We start from the raw sequence: 16,850 nt of genomic DNA on the forward strand, positions 1-16,850 counted from the left end.
TCAGCCAGTCTACTTGTTCAGGTGTGAGAGCTTTGACATCCTTTTCTGTACTTGGCCAAGTCAACTTACCGTTCTCAAAGCGTTTATATAGTAGCCAAAATCCTTGACCATCCCAGTAAAGAGCTTTAAAGCGGTCTTTACGTCCACCACAAAAGAGAAAGACTTGACCTGAGAAAGGGTCCAATTCAAAGTGGGTTTTAATGAGATAAGACAGTGAATCAATGCCTTGTCTCATATCCGTTTTCCCACATACAAGGTGAACTTGACCTAAATCGCTTAGTTGAATCATCATAGTACACTACCTTTCCTCCGATAACTATTTTTATCTAGTATACCGGAAGTTGGGGAATTAGGATAGATACGATACCTTGTTATGACGCGCTTACTTTAGAATAGTACGTTATAGATGTTAAAATATTTCTAGAAATTAATTTGACTTTCCTAATCGATTTGTTCACATCTTGTTTTAATCTACTATATATAGGGTACTTGAAAGGCTATCATCGGACAAAATAAAGAAGGCATGATATAATATAAAGTAGATTTCTATATCATAAAACAAGAACTGTTTGGACATTATTCATTTGAAGATTCTCTATGTTCAAACAATATTAAATTAAATAAGGGGCTCTAAACCCTTGCTACGAAAGGAAAAAACTCAATGGCTACTATTCAATGGTTTCCTGGTCACATGTCTAAAGCGCGTCGGCAGGTGCAGGAAAATCTAAAATTTGTTGATTTTGTAACGATTTTGGTGGATGCACGCTTACCTCTATCTAGTCAAAATCCTATGTTGACCAAGATTGTTGGTGATAAACCGAAACTCCTGATTTTAAACAAGGCGGACTTGGCCGATCCAGTAATGACCAAAGAATGGCGTCAGTATTTTGAATCACAGGGAATCCAGACGCTGACTATCAATTCCAAAGAGCAAGTGACTGTAAAAGTTGTAACAGATGCTGCTAAGAAGCTCATGGCTGATAAGATTGCTCGCCAGAAAGAACGTGGGATTCAGATTGAAACCTTGCGTACCATGATTATCGGGATTCCAAACGCTGGTAAATCAACTCTGATGAACCGTTTGGCTGGTAAAAAGATTGCTGTTGTTGGAAACAAGCCAGGGGTCACAAAAGGTCAACAATGGCTTAAAACCAATAAAGATCTGGAAATCTTGGATACACCGGGGATTCTCTGGCCTAAGTTTGAGGATGAAACTGTTGCACTTAAGTTGGCATTGACTGGAGCTATCAAGGATCAGTTGCTTCCTATGGATGAGGTTACCATTTTTGGTATCAATTATTTCAAAGAACATTATCCAGAAAAGCTGGCTGAACGCTTCAAACAAATGAAAATTGAAGAAGAAGCGCCTGTGATTATTATGGATATGACCCGCGCCCTCGGTTTCCGTGATGACTATGACCGTTTTTACAGTCTCTTCGTGAAGGAAGTCCGTGATGGAAAACTCGGTAACTATACCTTAGATACATTGGAAGACCTCGATGGCAACGATTAAAGAAATCAAAGAACTCCTTGTGACAGTCAAGGAGTTAGAAAGCCCTATTTTTTTAGATCTTGAAAAGGATAATCGCTCTGGAGTTCAAAAAGAAATTAGCAAGCGTAAAAAAGCCATTCAGGCTGAATTGGATGAAAATTTGCGTTTGGAATCTATGCTTTCCTATGAAAAGGAAATTTACAAGCAAGGAGTGATCTTGATAGCAGGTGTTGACGAGGTCGGCCGAGGTCCTCTGGCTGGGCCAGTAGTCGCTGCAGCCGTTATTTTACCTCAAAATTGTAAGATTAGAGGCCTCAATGACAGCAAGAAAATTCCTAAAAAGAAACATCTGGAGATTTTCCAAGCAGTTCAAGACCAAGCCTTGTCAATTGGCGTTGGTATCATGGATAATCAGGTCATCGACCAAGTCAATATCTACGGAGCAACTAAACTGGCCATGCAGGAAGCAATCTCCCAGCTCAGTCCTCAACCTGAGCACCTTTTGATAGATGCCATGAAACTGGAGTTGCCCATTTCACAAACCTCCATCATCAAAGGTGATGCTAATTCCCTCTCTATCGCAGCAGCTTCTATAGTAGCCAAGGTGACCCGTGATGAATTGATGAAGGAATACGATCAGCGGTTTCCTGGCTATGATTTCGCTACTAATGCAGGATATGGAACTGCTAAACACCTAGAAGGACTCGAAAAACTAGGAGTTACCCCAATTCACCGAACCAGCTTTGAACCTGTTAAATCACTGGTTTTAGGTAAAAAAGAAAGTTAATTGAAAGGAAATACCATGGAGGAACAGTCGGAAATAGTCCGTTCTAAGAAAGAATTCGCCTTTGCATCCAGCACTATCCTATCCCAAGTTGGTCGAGGAATCATTGTCGGCCTCGTCGTTGGAATTATCGTCGGATCCTTTCGTTTCTTAATTGAAAAGGGCTTCCACCTGATACAAGGACTTTATCAAGATCAAGGGCACCTAGTGCGCAATCTTTTTGTACTGGTTTTGTTTTATATACTCATCTGTTGGCTCAGTGCTAAATTAACTCGATCAGAAAAAGATATCAAAGGCTCAGGAATTCCGCAAGTCGAAGCCGAACTGAAAGGCCTCATGTCCCTCAACTGGTGGGGCGTTCTTTGGAAAAAATATGTGCTAGGAATGCTTGCTATTGCCAGCGGCCTTATGCTGGGGCGTGAAGGGCCAAGTATCCAACTGGGAGCAGTTGGTGGTAAAGGAATTGCCAAGTGGCTCAAATCCAGTCCAGTAGAGGAACGTTCCTTAATTGCCAGTGGAGCTGCAGCAGGTTTAGCCGCAGCCTTTAATGCACCAATAGCAGGCCTCCTCTTTGTAGTAGAAGAAGTTTATCACCATTTTTCGCGCTTTTTCTGGGTTTCTACACTAGCAGCCAGCATCGTAGCAAACTTTGTGTCTCTACTCATGTTCGGTTTGACACCAGTATTGGATATGCCAGATAACATTCCTCTCATGACCCTAGATCAATACTGGATTTATCTTGTGATGGGAATTTTCCTTGGATTTTCCGGTTTTCTCTATGAAAAAGCTGTGCTCGATGTCGGTAGACTTTATGATTGGATTGGTCAAAAAATCCATTTGGATAGAGCTTATGATCCAATTCTTGCTTTTATTCTCATCATACCAGTCGGAATTTTTTTACCCCACGTCCTTGGTGGTGGAAATCAGCTTGTTCTTTCCTTAACTGAGCAAGATTTTAGTTTCCAAGTTCTATTAGCTTACTTTTTAATTCGCTTTATCTGGAGCATGATTAGTTATGGAAGTGGTCTTCCAGGAGGCATTTTCCTACCAATTTTGGCGCTTGGTTCCTTACTTGGTGCCCTAGTTGGTGTTATCTGCGTCAATCTTGGACTTGTCAGTCAAGAGCAATTCCCTATATTTGTCATTCTAGGAATGAGTGGCTATTTTGGAGCAATATCAAAAGCTCCCTTAACTGCCATGATCCTCGTAACTGAGATGGTAGGAGATATCCGCAACCTCATGCCACTTGGTCTTGTCACTCTTGTTTCTTATATTATCATGGATTTGCTCAAGGGTACACCAGTCTATGAAGCCATGCTGGAAAAAATGCTTCCAGAAGAAGTATCCAGCGAAGGAGAAGTTACACTTATCGAAATACCAGTTTCTGATAAAATTGCTGGGAAACAAGTTCATGAACTCAACTTACCACACAACGTCCTCATCACTACCCAAGTCCATAATGGCAAGAGCCAAACAGTTAACGGCTCAACCAGAATGTATCTGGGTGATATGATTCACCTGGTTATTCCAAAAAGCGAAATTGGGAAAGTCAAAGATTTGTTGTTGTAGAGTTCGTTTACATAATTTATATTATGCAAACAACTGACTTGATTTATTTAGAAAACCGATTCTCAGCAATGAGGTCGGTTATTTTTTACTGATGAGGAATTTTACATATAAATAATTGAGCTTTGGTAAAAATAAGACTATAATTAAGTTAGAAATGATAAAGCATAAAGCTAGAAAGGAGTTTACTGTATCAAATCTGTACAGTAAGATTAAAATCATGAAAAAGAAAACAATAGCAATTATACAGTGCACTTTGTATCTCATAGCTCCCTTATATAGCTCTTCAGTTATGTAGTATTAACAGAACTTTAGTGGGTGAGATTTTTTTATTTTCCTTATTCTGTTAACTATTTCATTCTGGTTTAGTATTTGGAAGCTAGAAAAAGCACTAGCTAATGATTCACAATGAAACTCCAAAGACTTAGATCCGTATTACACAGGTCTAAGTTTTTTTAAAAAGCTCTATAACATCTTTCCGAAAAACTATAATTTTCTTGAAAAATAAATAAGTCCATGCTATACTACTAATAGACTTATTTATGGAGAAAATACATGAAACGTGAGATTTTACTGGAACGAATCGACAAACTAAAACAAATCATGCCCTGGTATATTCTTGAATACTACCAATCTAAGCTTGCTGTTCCTTACAGTTTTACAACCTTGTACGAATACCTGAAGGAATATGATCGATTTTTCAGCTGGGTTTTGGAGTCTGGTATCTCAAACGCTGATAAAATGTCTAATATTCCTTTATCTGTCTTGGAAAACATGTCAAAGAAAGATATGGAGGCTTTTATCCTTTATCTTCGAGAACGTCCTTTGCTGAATGCCAATACAAGCAAACAAGGTGTTTCTCAGACAACCATCAATCGGACCTTGTCAGCACTTTCTAGTCTTTATAAGTATTTGACTGAGGAGGTTGAAAACGATCAAGGGGAACCTTATTTCTATCGTAATGTAATGAAGAAAGTTTCAACCAAAAAAAAGAAAGAAACACTTGCTGCTAGAGCTGAAAACATCAAGCAAAAACTCTTTTTAGGTGATGAAACAGAAGGTTTTCTAACTTATATTGACCAAGAGTACCCACAACAGCTTTCAAATCGAGCTCTCTCATCATTCAACAAAAATAAAGAACGAGATTTAGCCATTATTGCCCTTCTCTTGGCATCGGGTGTTCGCTTATCTGAAGCTGTTAATCTGGATTTAAGAGATCTCAATCTAAAAATGATGGTTATTGATGTCACTCGAAAAGGTGGCAAACGCGATTCGGTCAATGTTGCTGCCTTTGCTAAGCCTTATTTAGAGAATTATCTGGCCATTCGAAATCAACGCTATAAGACGGAAAAAACAGACACAGCCCTCTTTTTGACACTCTATAGAGGTGTTCCCAATCGTATTGACGCTTCCAGCGTTGAGAAAATGGTTGCTAAATACTCAGAGGACTTCAAAGTCCGTGTAACACCCCATAAACTGCGCCATACCCTAGCAACTAGGCTCTATGATGCTACTAAATCGCAAGTTTTGGTCAGTCACCAGCTAGGACATGCCAGTACACAAGTCACTGACCTCTATACTCATATCGTCAATGATGAACAAAAGAATGCCTTGGATAGTTTATAATTTTACGTAATATAACTTATGTAAAATTTTTATCAAGAAAAGAAGCTGCTAAAAATAAGCAACTTCTTTTCTTGATATCTGATACCAGTAAAGTAGCGTGGAATATCAATTGTTTCTATATTTTTGAAATTCTCATTTGCCTACTACTAATTTAACTATAGCAAAAATAATGCAGATAAGGAAGGATATTTTTGCTTGTAGGAATTTTAAAAATCAAGCTTTTCTGGATTCAAATCTCTTCATAATCGCAGTTAAACGCCAACGGTAGAGAGCCCCGCTCACGATTAAACTAATAATCAAACCAATCCAGTAAGAATAAGCTCCAAAATCTGTTAGAGAGTCGAATACCATAGCTACTGGGAGTGTCACCCCCCAATAACCAACCAAACCAAGGTAAAAAGGAATAACGGTATCCTTATACCCCCGTAAAATTCCCTGAAGAGGTGCTGCAAAGGTATCTGCTAACTGGAAGAAAAGACTGTAAGTCAAAAAACGTGCTGTCAAATCGATAAATTCTGGGTTGTTACCATAAAGACTAGCCACACTTCCCCTAAAAATGTAAAGGAAGGATAAGGTGAAGACCGCAAAAATGAGGGCTGTCCATCTTCCTAGACCAATATAGGTTTTCGCATCATCAAATCGCTTGGCTCCCACTTCATAGGAAACGACAATAGCCATAGCAGATGAGATACTCATAGGAAAGGCGTACATGAGACTTGAAAAGTTCATAGCTGACTGGTGACTAGCGATAATCAAGGACGAGAACTTAGCCATAATCAAGCCAACCACGGAAAAGATAGCCACCTCAGCAAATACAGTCCCCCCAATAGGCAGACCTAAACGAACTCCTTCCTTGATTTTATCCATATTAAGCGGAATTCGTTTCTCAAGATGTAGAGCCTTGAGCTTCTCCTGTTTAAATAGAACCAGAACAGAAATCCCCAGCAAGACCCAGTAGGCCAAGGATGTTCCTAAACCAGCACCAGCACCTCCCAGTTCTGGAACACCAAAGGCCCCGTAAATCAAGAGATAGTTAAATCCACTATTGAGAGGAAGCAACAAAAGCATGAGATACATGGACAACTTAGTCAACCCCAGCGAATCCAGCAAGGAACGAATGACACTAAAGAGCAACAAGGGGATAATTCCAATAGATAAAAACCAGAGATAACGAACTGCTACTGCCGCCACTGGTGCTTCTAGTCCAAGATGATTCAAGATTGGTGGTGCCAGGAAAATTACCATCCCCAGCAAGACCACAGATAGTCCCAAAGCCAAATAGATAAATTGGTAAAAATCAGACGCAACTTCTTCCTTTTTACCACTACCAAGATGGTGACCAATGATAGGCACCAGGGCTGACACAATCCCTGTTAGGAATGTAAAAAAAGGATTCCAGATACTGGTCGCCATAGACACACCAGCCAAGTCCATGGTATTGTATTGGCCTGTCATTGCAGTGTCAACAAAAGAGGCAGAATAATTGGCAAATTGGTAGATTAGGATTGGGAAGAAAATTTTTAAAAATAATACTAACTTCTCTTGTAAACACTTTGTCTTATACATACTTCTCTTTCTATTCTGATTTATCTAAACCAAAGAGTTTCAGACCATAGTTTTTCAAACTTAGCGGAGGATTATTAGATTTTGAAGTAGTATGCCAACACGCACATGTACGACAATAATAGCTTCTAACTAAACCTCCATTATCATATTGAACCGCATGGTCAGCTTTTTCTTTAGTTTCATATTGAATTTTAGAACGATTAGCTGCGGGACAGTAAATTCCACTATTAGATTTCGCTTGTCTCTCCCTACGTTTTCGAAAATAATTCATATTCTAACTCCTATCAAGCTTGATAGACAATTTGTCCCTTACAGATGGTATATTTAACCTGCCCTTTTAAGGTTTCACCGATAAAGGGTGAATTAGTCGCTTTGGAAGCAAAATGGGAGTCCACAAGACGGTCATCCTTAGCATCAAAAATAGTGATGTCCGCTGGACCATTCTCAGCCAAGTAACCTGCTTCAAAGTTATAAAGTTTGGCTGGGTTGTAGGTCATCTTTTCAAGCAATTCCATCAAGGTCAATTCCCCAGCTTCTACCAAATAAGTTAAACCGAGGGAAAGAGATGTTTCCAAACCAGTCATACCAGATGGCGCTTTGGTAATATCCTCAATGTTTTTCTCATCTGCATGATGAGGCGCATGGTCAGTTGCGATAACTGTGATGACGCCTGATTTGAGGCCTTCGATAACGGCACGACGGTCTGATTCCAAACGAAGTGGAGGATTCATCTTAGCATTGCTACCTTGTGTCAAAAGGAGCGATTCAGTCTTAGAAAAATGCTGTGGCGCTACTTCTGCTGTGACTTGCGCACCCAAACCTTGAGCAAACTCCACTACTTTAACACTTTCTTCCTTAGACAAATGCTGGATGTGAACATGGGCCTTAGTTGCATAGGCAATCATGACATCACGCGCCATCATAGCATACTCAGCCACCCCAGTCGCACCGCAGATATGGAAATGTTCTTTAGCGATATTTTCATTAAAGCCAAGAATCCCATTCAAACCTGGATCTTCCTCATGAAGACTAATAAAGGTATTAAGCTTTTTAGCTTCTTCCATAGCTTCCTTGACAACTTTACTGCTTTCAAGCGGAATACCGTCGTCTGAGAAACCAACCGCACCAGCTGCTAAAAGTGCCTGAAAGTCTGTCAAATCTTGGCCATTAAAGTTTTTAGTAATGGTCGCAACCGTCTTAACATTAATCTTTTCTTTGGCAGCTGAATCCAGAACTTCTTTTAAAGTCTCTACATCCGAGATAGTTGGACTGGTATTAGCCATCATAACAACCGTTGTAAAACCACCTGCAGCGGCTGCTAGGGCACCAGTATGAATGTCTTCTTTATGAGTTTGACCAGGTTCACGGAAATGAACGTGAATGTCAACCAAGCCAGGAGCAACTACTAGACCACTAGCATCAATCGTTTCTGCTCCTTCTTCCGTGATCTCAGACGCAATTTTGACAATTTTCCCATCTTGAACTAAAACATCACACACTTGATCCAAACTAGACTTGGGATCCATTACACGACCATTTTTGATTAGTAGCATATGCTTTCTCCTTTATTCATAGAAATCAACTTGGGTATCCAACAATTTATCCCCATCATAAACAAACTTGGCTGAAAAGAAGGGTTTATCCTCTAAAAGCCACTTAACAAAGATATGGTCACCTTCCCAAGTTGGCTTACTCAAAACCTCATCATAGGGAACCCATTCTAGCGTTCCCTCGTTGCAGTCAATCAAGTCACCCTCAAACTCTGTCACCTTAAAAACATAGGTGTACCAGTCTAAATCTGGTGTAAATTCAGGAAAAGTGATAACACCTTTTAGAACTGGCTTGGCTTTGAGTCCTGTTTCTTCAAGGATTTCACGCGCCGCGCATTCCTGAGGAGTCTCACCACGCTCTAGCTTGCCACCCACACCAATCCATTTCCCTTCATGGACATCATTGGGTTTCTTATTACGGTGGAGCATGAGCAGTTCTTTCCCGTTATCAATGTAGCAAATCGTCGCTAACTGAGGCATATTTTCTCCTTATCTAAGCCAATCGATTGGCTCTTGTCCAGTCTCTTTTAAAAATGCATTGGCCTTGGAAAAAGGGTTGGAACCCCAAAATCCTCTATAAACTGACAAAGGACTGGGATGGGCTGATTCAATAATCAAGTGGTTAGGATTGGTAACCAAGGTCTTCTTCTTGCGTGCATAAGCTCCCCAGAGTACAAAAACGACTGGTCTATCTAGATGATTGACCACCTGAATCACAGCATCTGTAAATGGCTCCCATATCTGACCAGCATGACCATTGGCCTGTCCAGCAGGAACTGTCAAACAAGCATTAAGAAGCAAGACTCCTTGCTCAGCCCAAGCTGTCAAATCATGAGATTTCTTAACCCCGATATCATCTGACAATTCTTTCAAGATATTTTGCAAGGATGGCGGAGCTGGGATAGAGTCAGGTACAGAAAAACTCAAACCCTGCGCTTGACCTGGCCCGTGATAGGGGTCTTGCCCTAGAATCACCACCTTAACGTCTTCTAGGGGTGTGGTCAAGAGAGCCTGAAAAACCTTTTCCTTGGGTGGATAAACAGTCCCCTGACCATAGACCTGATTCATAAACTGATTGATTTTCCCAAAATAACCCTCAGGTAATTGCGCCTTAATCAAAGCATGCCAAGACGAGTGTTGCATAGCCGACTCCTTCATTTTTACTGCCTCTATTATAGCAAAAAGTGGCTATGGAAACCACTTTTTACAGTTTATCTAAACAATCCAGCAAGTCTTGGTAAGAATAGACTTCGTAAGTCGGCTGGGCTTGTGTGTGATTTTCGAGGTGATGAGGATTATACCAGATAGTGTCAATCCCCGCATTATTGCCGCCTTGAATGTCGGCGGTTAGGGAATCTCCAATCATCAGCGTCTTTTCTTTGCTAAAACCTGCAATCTGTTGACCAATTTTTTCATAAAAGAGAGCATCAGGCTTTTGTGTTTGCAACTGCTCAGAGATAAAGACTTGATTGAAATAAGGTGACAGACCAGACTGAGTCAAACGCCCTGTCTGGATAGCAGTAATGCCATTTGTCGCAGCATACAAGTCATAATCACGATCGATGAGACTGTCCAAAAGTTCATGAGCGCCTGAAATCGTTTGTCCCTGTTGGGCTAAGTAAAATTGGTAACGCTGGGCTAGAAAACTACCGTCTTTTTCCTGTCCAAAATGAGAAAATAAACGAGAAAAGCGCTTGTTAACCAGCTCTTGTTTACTGATTTTCTTCAGCTCCAAGTCTTTCCAGAGAGCCTTGTTCATAGGAACGTAATAATCTTTATAAGCCTGAATATCCGCAACTCCTTCTTCTTTTAGAAGTTGGGTCAAAGCCACATCCTCAGCAGCATCAAAATCAAGAAGAGTGTGGTCGAGGTCGAAGAGTAGAAATTTGTAGGACAATTTTAGGTTTTCCTTTCTGAAAATTCATTAAGAACATTATATCATAAAGCACCTCATACAATTAACTAATTTAATCACTTGAAAAAATTCGAACACTTTCTATACAACTAACAGCTCAAATCGTTCAGAATAAAACAATCCTAACTATCGAACACCCTAACTTCATAAATATCTATGCAATTCTAGACTTAGAATTCCTATAAACTAAATGTTTTCGTACTCTTCTAAGTAATTGATTGCCTTAAACTTTAATTTTTGAAGGATTCTAAAGCTAGAATAGTCTCATCACAATCAGTTTTGAATGATTCACAATTTAGAAACACTATAGGTTTACTCTTGTTAAAATAAAAAGGAACTGCCCAAAGCAATCCCTTTTTATTTACTTAAAATTTGATAGTTGAGATAATCAATAGCCCACCTATAAAAAGTGTTATAGTAAAATTCCTTATTTATTGATTTCAAGCTCAGACAACTGTGTTTGAATAACTGACAGTTCTGCACCAGCCTGAAGAAGAGCAGCTGCAGTATAAGCACCTTCTACAATTGGAACCCTATTGATCATGATACTTTTATCACTGAAATCAGCCACCATTTCTAAGTTCATTTTAGCAGAACCCAGGTCAAAAAAGGCTAATAAGGTATCTGCTGGATTTTCGGAAACAACCCTATCTACTTGATCAAAACTTGTTCCAATTCCTCCATCTTCGGTTCCTCCTACATAAGTAATCGGAACATCTTTAGCTACTTCACTAATCAGTTCAACGACACCTTCTGCAATGTTTTTGGAATGTGAAACGATAACAAGACCAATACTTCCCATTAAACCACCCCAGTTTCTAAAAGAGCAGTAAAGAGTAATCCTGATGAGAATGATCCAGGATCAATATGTCCAAGAGAACGTTCTCCTACATAAGACGCCCTTCCTTTAGTTGCAAGTAAATCTTTGGTAGCATTCACTACCTTATCAATAACCTCTTGAGTCAATTGACCAGCAGACAAAGCAGCAATAACAGGAGTCCAAACATCAACCATTGTCTTTTCTCCAACTTCTGCTTTCCCACGTTTGACAATCATATCCAAACCGCTTTGTAAGATTTCCTCTATTTTCGAATTAGAGTCAGCCTTGGCCATGCCCATAAAAGCAGAGCCATACAAGGGACCAGAAGCACCTCCTACCTTACTTAGTAGTTGCATTGAGACAAGTTTAAACACATCACTGCTGGTTTCAAATTGCTTTCCTTCTAAATTTTCCATAACTGCAGCCATTCCACGCGCCATGTTTCCACCGTGGTCTCCATCTCCTATAGGAGTGTCTAGCTCACTAAGATAATCTTTCTGTTCTTGAATCTTTTCATTAAAAAGTTTCATCCATTCAAGAGCTTGTTCAGCATTCATACGACATTTCCTCCTTGAATTTTACCAAGCTGGTGTAGTAACAGGTGCATTTAGAGCATTCAACCACTCATCATCTGCCAATCGAATCAATGTTAATGATAAGCCAGCCATATCGATTGAAGTCATATAGTTTCCAATTTTCTTAAACGCCAACTCAACACCTTTTTCATGGAGCAATTTAGCCACATCATTTGCAAATACGTATTGTTCCATAAGTGGTGTGCTTCCTAAACCATTGATGAGAAGCCCATAGCGTTCACCAGCTTTAAGTTGGAAACCTTCAGATAATTTTTCAACCAATTCTGAAGCCAATTGTGCTGAAGGTCGCATTTTCTCTTTTTTATATCCAGGCTCACCGTGAATACCAACTCCGTATTCAAATTCATCATCTTCTAGAACAAATCCTGGTTTCCCAACTTCTGGAACAGTAGCGCCAGATAGAGCTAATCCAATTGTTTTAATTTCTAAGACAAGTTTGTCGGCCAAGTCCTTCATTTCAGATAATGATTTACCAGAACGAGCTGCAGCCCCCAAAATTTTATGGACTAATATAGTACCTGCAACACCTCGACGGCCTTGGGTATAGAGACTATTTTCAACAGCGATATCATCATCAACCACAACACTTGCTACATCAATACCTTCCATTTCAGCAAGTTCTTGTGCAATTTCAAAGTTCATAATGTCACCAGAATAGTTCTTGATGACCATGAAAACTCCAGCACCTTCATCAGCCGCCTTAATGGCTTCTAAAATTTGATTCGGAGTAGGTGAAGTGAAGACTGCTCCACAAATGGCAGCAGACAACATTCCATCTCCTACAAATCCAGCATGACTGGGTTCATGTCCTGAACCTCCACCTGAAATGAGTCCAACTTTTCTTGTCTTTTCTGCCTTTCTAACGATAACATCAAAACCATCTAAGCGTTGAACCAAGTCATCATGCATGAATGACAACCCCTGCAACATTTCATCAACAACTTGTGTCGGTTCATTTATAATTTTTTTCATGAGAAACTCCTTTCGGCATGTATCTTTGTTTTCGATTTCATTATATACTTTTTATTGCTGGATGATAAGGGACAGATTCTATTATTTGTCCCCTTTTAAACCCGTTTCAAACATTTTTTTGGTAAAATGAAGGAAGTAAAAGAAAGGCTTCCTATGGCATCATCACTCATTACAAAAAAACGGATTGCCAAGGCATTTAGAGACCTATTAGCTACTAGAGAATTTGATAAAATCTCCATTGTAGATATCATGGAATCAGCTGGCATTCGTAGACAGACCTTTTACAATCACTTTCTTGACAAATATGAACTGTTAGACTGGATATTTGAAACTGACTTAACCGAGTATATCACCAATAACTTGGACTTCATTTCAGGCCAAAAACTATTACAAGAATTATTTCTTTATTTCGAACAAGAGCGTGATTTTTATATTCAACTTTTTGATATTCAAGGGCAAAATAACTTCTATGACCACTTTATCAGCTACTGTCGCTTGCTTGTATCAAAAATTTTAAGAGAATATGGTCAGATTGATAGCGATTCATCTGCTTATACTTGTTTTTTGCTAGATTATCACTCACATGCTCTAGCAGAAATCGTGAAGGCTTGCGTCAATAAAAAAAGTCCAGTTCCACAACCAGGCTATCTCATCATGACAATTATTGGAAAGAGGCCACAATGACATTTATTTCAAATCATAAACAGAAAATTATTTCAAGTTACATTTCAGCAACTGTCAGCAGTCATCCTGAATTAGAAAAACACCCTACTTTACCACTAGTCTATCAAAAAAATCGCAACCCTCATCAGATTCCAATATTGTCGGGTGGAGGTTCCGGTCACGAACCTGCGCATATTGGATATGTGGGAAAAGGAATGCTTACCGCTGCTATCTATGGCCAATTATTTACTCCTCCTACAAGAACTGAAATCTTAGAGTCCATTCGTTTTTTAAACAATGGTCACGGTGTCTTCATCATTGTAAAAAATTTCGAAGCAGACATCAAAGAATTTAGCTGGGCCATTAATACTGCTAGACAAGAAGGAATTAAGGTCGGCTATAGTCTAGCACACGACGATATTTCTATTGAACCTCACAATAGATTTCAAATTAGAGGAAGAGGGCTTGCAGGGACTATTTTACTTCATAAAATCCTAGGATATGCGGCTCAGAACGGTGCTGACATCGAGCAACTAACTGATTTAGGTTATGAACTTGCTCCCGAAATCGCAACAATTGGCTTTGCAAGAAAAGCTGCTAGTCTCCCCCAAGCCACCCTTCCACTATTTAACTTGGAAGAAGGAAATATTTCTTATGGTATTGGGATACATGGCGAAGAAGGCTATCGTATCGTCCCATTTCAATCATCGGAAATCCTTGCAAATGAAATTATAAATAAATTAAGATTGTACTATCATTGGAAACATGGGGATCAATTTATATTGCTTGTAAATAATCTAGGCACTACTACCAACCTAGAAATGGGAATATTTATCAATGATCTTCTTCAACTCTTAGAAATTGAAGGAGTCACTATTACTTTTATAAAATCAGGAACATTTATGACCAGCCTAGATATGGCAGGTATATCCGTAACTCTTTGCCCCGTAAAAAATAAACAGTGGTTAGAAGCGCTCAATGCTCCAACGACAGCTTTTGCATGGTAATTTGCTTATATAACTCAAAAGGGCTACCTCACTTGATAGCCCCTTGCTTTTATCTTATACTCAATGAAAATCAAAAAGCAAACTAGGAAACTAGCNNGTCAGTGAGCATATCTACGTTAAGGCGACGCTGACGTGGTTTGAAGAGATTTTGAAAGAGTATTAGACTATACTTTCCCAAAATGCGTCAAAAAACCTTGCAACTAGGTTACAAGGTTAATGACATTAATCGAAGTTAACGTATTCTTTTTGAAGTTCAAGAACTTCTTCCATTGTTGAACACTCTGTAAGGGCACGGTTAGCGTACTCTTCCATCTTAGCAGTATCCAATTTCTTCATCAAGCTACGTGTACGAAGGACAGATGTTGCTGACATAGAGAACTCATCCAAGCCCATTCCGACAAGAAGCGGAACAGCTTTTTGGTCACCAGCCATCTCACCACACATACCAGCCCATTTACCTTCAGCGTGAGCTGCCTTGATAACGTTGTTGATCAAGCGAAGGATTGATGGGTTATATGGTTGGTAAAGGTATGAAACTTGCTCATTCATACGGTCTGCTGCCATTGTATATTGGATCAAGTCGTTTGTACCAATTGAGAAGAAGTCTACTTCTTTAGCAAATTGGTCTGCAAGCATCGCTGCTGCAGGGATTTCAATCATGATACCAACTTGGATGTCATCCGCAACTGCAACACCTTCAGCAAGAAGGTTTGCTTTTTCTTCTTCATAAACTGCTTTGGCTGCACGGAATTCTTTCAAAAGGGCAACCATTGGGAACATGATACGCAATTGACCATGAACAGAAGCACGAAGAAGGGCACGGATTTGTGTACGGAACATTGCATCTCCAGTTTCAGAAATAGAGATACGAAGGGCACGGAATCCAAGGAATGGGTTCATTTCGTGTGGCATATCGAAGTAAGGAAGTTCCTTATCTCCACCAATATCCATTGTACGAACAACCACTGGTTTACCATTCATTCCCTCAAGAACAGCCTTGTATGCTTCATACTGCTCGTCTTCTGTTGGGAAGTCTTGAGAATCCATGTACAAGAACTCTGTACGGTAAAGTCCAACAGCTTCAGCACCGTTGTTGTTAACACCTTCAACGTCTTTTGGAGTACCGATGTTAGCAGCCAACTCGAAGTGTTTACCGTCAGCAGTCACTGTTTGAGCATCTTTCAAAAGTGCCCATTCAGCTTTTTGTTTAGCATAAGCTTCACCAGCTGCTTTAAATTCTGCCGCTTGTTCATCTGTTGGGTTGATAATCACTTCACCAGTAATTCCGTTAACGGCAAGGATATCACCGTCTTTCACCACTTCAGTGATGTTATTTGTTCCCAATACAGCTGCAATTTCAAGTGTACGTGCCATGATAGCTGAGTGGCTTGTACGTCCACCGATGTTTGTTACAAAAGCTTTTACAAAGTTTTTGTCCAATTGAGCTGTATCAGATGGTGTCAAGTCATGCGCAATCACGATTACTTCTTCATTGATAGAAGCTGGGTTTGGCAATTTCTTACCAAGAAGATTTGCCAATACACGTTTTGTCACGTCGCGGATATCCGCTGCACGTTCTTGCATATATGGGTTGTCTTCCATGCCTTCAAAGATAGTGATGAACATGTCAGTCACTTCTTTAAGACCTGCTTCTGCATTGACTTTCTTAGCACGGATTGTTTCTTTAATCTGACCAATCAATTCTGGGTCAGCAAGAACCATCAAATGAGCGTCAAAAACTTGAGCCGCTTCTTCACCAAGCGTACCTACAGCTTTCTCACGGATAAGAGAAAGCTCGTTTTGAGAAGCTTCAAGAGCTACATCCAAACGAGCCTCTTCTGCGTTTGTATCTTCGACTGAAACAGTCTCGAATGACAAATCCGGTTGAACGAGTAGATATGCTTTTGCAACTGCAACACCGTCAGATGCTGCGATTCCTTTAAGCATTTCTGTCATTTCCCTTATGCCAATCCTTCTTTTTCCATTGTTTCTGAGATTGCAGCGATAGCGTCATCTGCATCTGCACCTTCAGCTGAGATAGTTACGTCAGCACCTTGGCCAACACCAAGACTCATAACACCCATAATTGATTTAAGGTTAACTGATTTACCTTTGTACTCAAGAGTGATATCTGAAGCAAATTTGCTAGCAGTTTGCACCAACAATGTTGCTGGACGTGCGTGAATACCTGTTTCTGCCACTACGTGGAAATCTTTAGAAGCCATAGTTTGACTCTCCTTTTGTTCTTTCTTTTTTGAGTTATATGTGATAACCCTTACAATTTGGTATTATA

The 16,850-nt window shown here is 39.8% G+C and carries 18 protein-coding genes; 6 read left to right on the forward strand and 12 right to left on the reverse strand.

The features are described 5' to 3' along the window. The coding region (gene tnpB / locus HT678_RS02850; protein ID WP_172924569.1) for an IS66 family insertion sequence element accessory protein TnpB at positions 1 to 292 on the reverse strand (292 nt) is incomplete at its 3' end. A 369-nt stretch (positions 293 to 661) separates the two neighbouring features. Between tnpB and ylqF the strand changes: the two genes are divergently transcribed. The 4 genes from ylqF (at position 662) to xerS (ending at position 5,468) form a co-directional block, all read left to right on the forward strand. Then, positions 662 to 1,513, forward strand: a complete 852-nt coding sequence (gene ylqF / locus HT678_RS02855; protein ID WP_023936881.1) for a ribosome biogenesis GTPase YlqF — start codon at positions 662 to 664, stop codon at positions 1,511 to 1,513. Continuing rightward, the gene (locus HT678_RS02860) at positions 1,500 to 2,279 is read left to right on the forward strand and encodes a ribonuclease HII (protein ID WP_119919469.1); all 780 of its coding nucleotides are present in this window, start codon (positions 1,500 to 1,502) and stop codon (positions 2,277 to 2,279) included. Before ylqF ends, HT678_RS02860 begins: the two co-directional genes overlap by 14 nt. 15 nt (positions 2,280 to 2,294) lie before the next feature. Further along, positions 2,295 to 3,845 (forward strand): ClC family H(+)/Cl(-) exchange transporter, encoded by a 1,551-nt coding sequence (locus HT678_RS02865; RefSeq protein ID WP_079252922.1) that lies wholly within the window; start codon positions 2,295 to 2,297, stop codon positions 3,843 to 3,845. A gap of 552 nt (positions 3,846 to 4,397) precedes the next feature. Continuing rightward, a complete protein-coding gene (xerS, locus tag HT678_RS02870) occupies positions 4,398 to 5,468 on the forward strand; it encodes a tyrosine recombinase XerS (protein ID WP_000817848.1) in 1,071 nt (356 codons plus the stop codon). Between the two features lie 213 nt (positions 5,469 to 5,681). Here xerS and pdrM read toward each other — a convergent pair whose 3' ends face one another. The 9 genes from pdrM to dhaK form a co-directional block, all read right to left on the reverse strand. Then, positions 5,682 to 7,034, reverse strand: a complete 1,353-nt coding sequence (gene pdrM / locus HT678_RS02875; protein WP_031233691.1) for a sodium-coupled multidrug efflux MATE transporter PdrM — start codon at positions 7,032 to 7,034, stop codon at positions 5,682 to 5,684. A gap of 10 nt (positions 7,035 to 7,044) precedes the next feature. Next, positions 7,045 to 7,305, reverse strand: coding sequence for a hypothetical protein (locus HT678_RS02880; protein WP_001105926.1), 261 nt, complete (start codon positions 7,303 to 7,305; stop codon positions 7,045 to 7,047). Between the two features lie 13 nt (positions 7,306 to 7,318). After that, the gene (locus tag HT678_RS02885; protein ID WP_054393035.1) at positions 7,319 to 8,587 is read right to left on the reverse strand and encodes a dihydroorotase; all 1,269 of its coding nucleotides are present in this window, start codon (positions 8,585 to 8,587) and stop codon (positions 7,319 to 7,321) included. A 12-nt stretch (positions 8,588 to 8,599) separates the two neighbouring features. Continuing rightward, complete coding sequence (locus HT678_RS02890; RefSeq protein WP_023936889.1) at positions 8,600 to 9,064, reverse strand: 8-oxo-dGTP diphosphatase; 465 nt, start codon at positions 9,062 to 9,064, stop codon at positions 8,600 to 8,602. A gap of 9 nt (positions 9,065 to 9,073) precedes the next feature. Further along, positions 9,074 to 9,727, reverse strand: coding sequence for a uracil-DNA glycosylase (locus HT678_RS02895; RefSeq protein ID WP_172924570.1), 654 nt, complete (start codon positions 9,725 to 9,727; stop codon positions 9,074 to 9,076). Positions 9,728 to 9,788: 61 nt separating this feature from the next. Continuing rightward, positions 9,789 to 10,481 carry a YjjG family noncanonical pyrimidine nucleotidase gene (locus HT678_RS02900; protein ID WP_172924571.1) on the reverse strand — a complete coding sequence of 231 codons (693 nt, stop codon included), beginning with the start codon at positions 10,479 to 10,481 and terminating at the stop codon, positions 9,789 to 9,791. A gap of 445 nt (positions 10,482 to 10,926) precedes the next feature. After that, positions 10,927 to 11,301 carry a dihydroxyacetone kinase phosphoryl donor subunit DhaM gene (gene dhaM, locus HT678_RS02905; RefSeq protein WP_050208301.1) on the reverse strand — a complete coding sequence of 125 codons (375 nt, stop codon included), beginning with the start codon at positions 11,299 to 11,301 and terminating at the stop codon, positions 10,927 to 10,929. Beyond that, entirely contained in the window at positions 11,301 to 11,876 is a 576-nt protein-coding gene (dhaL, locus tag HT678_RS02910; protein ID WP_000990807.1) for a dihydroxyacetone kinase subunit DhaL, read from the reverse strand. The genes dhaM and dhaL overlap by 1 nt, the downstream gene beginning before the upstream one ends. Before the next feature lie 21 nt (positions 11,877 to 11,897). Beyond that, on the reverse strand, positions 11,898 to 12,887 hold the full coding sequence (dhaK, locus tag HT678_RS02915; protein WP_172924572.1) for a dihydroxyacetone kinase subunit DhaK: 990 nt from the start codon (positions 12,885 to 12,887) through the stop codon (positions 11,898 to 11,900). A 153-nt stretch (positions 12,888 to 13,040) separates the two neighbouring features. On the opposite strand from dhaK, the gene dhaS reads away from it, so the two are divergent. Beyond that, positions 13,041 to 13,571, forward strand: a complete 531-nt coding sequence (gene dhaS, locus HT678_RS02920; protein ID WP_023941213.1) for a dihydroxyacetone kinase transcriptional activator DhaS — start codon at positions 13,041 to 13,043, stop codon at positions 13,569 to 13,571. Next, the gene (gene dhaQ, locus HT678_RS02925) at positions 13,568 to 14,557 is read left to right on the forward strand and encodes a DhaKLM operon coactivator DhaQ (protein WP_172924573.1); all 990 of its coding nucleotides are present in this window, start codon (positions 13,568 to 13,570) and stop codon (positions 14,555 to 14,557) included. The genes dhaS and dhaQ overlap by 4 nt, the downstream gene beginning before the upstream one ends. 222 nt (positions 14,558 to 14,779) lie before the next feature. Here the strand turns inward: dhaQ and ptsP are convergent, their stop codons facing one another. Both ptsP and HT678_RS02935 read right to left on the reverse strand, forming a co-directional pair. Continuing rightward, complete coding sequence (ptsP, locus tag HT678_RS02930; RefSeq protein WP_172924574.1) at positions 14,780 to 16,513, reverse strand: phosphoenolpyruvate--protein phosphotransferase; 1,734 nt, start codon at positions 16,511 to 16,513, stop codon at positions 14,780 to 14,782. A gap of 5 nt (positions 16,514 to 16,518) precedes the next feature. Beyond that, positions 16,519 to 16,782 carry a phosphocarrier protein HPr gene (locus HT678_RS02935; protein ID WP_000146947.1) on the reverse strand — a complete coding sequence of 88 codons (264 nt, stop codon included), beginning with the start codon at positions 16,780 to 16,782 and terminating at the stop codon, positions 16,519 to 16,521. Positions 16,783 to 16,850 lie beyond the last annotated feature (68 nt).

The organism is Streptococcus sp. 3167, from assembly GCF_013277175.1.
GTDB classification, from domain to species: domain Bacteria; phylum Bacillota; class Bacilli; order Lactobacillales; family Streptococcaceae; genus Streptococcus; species Streptococcus pseudopneumoniae.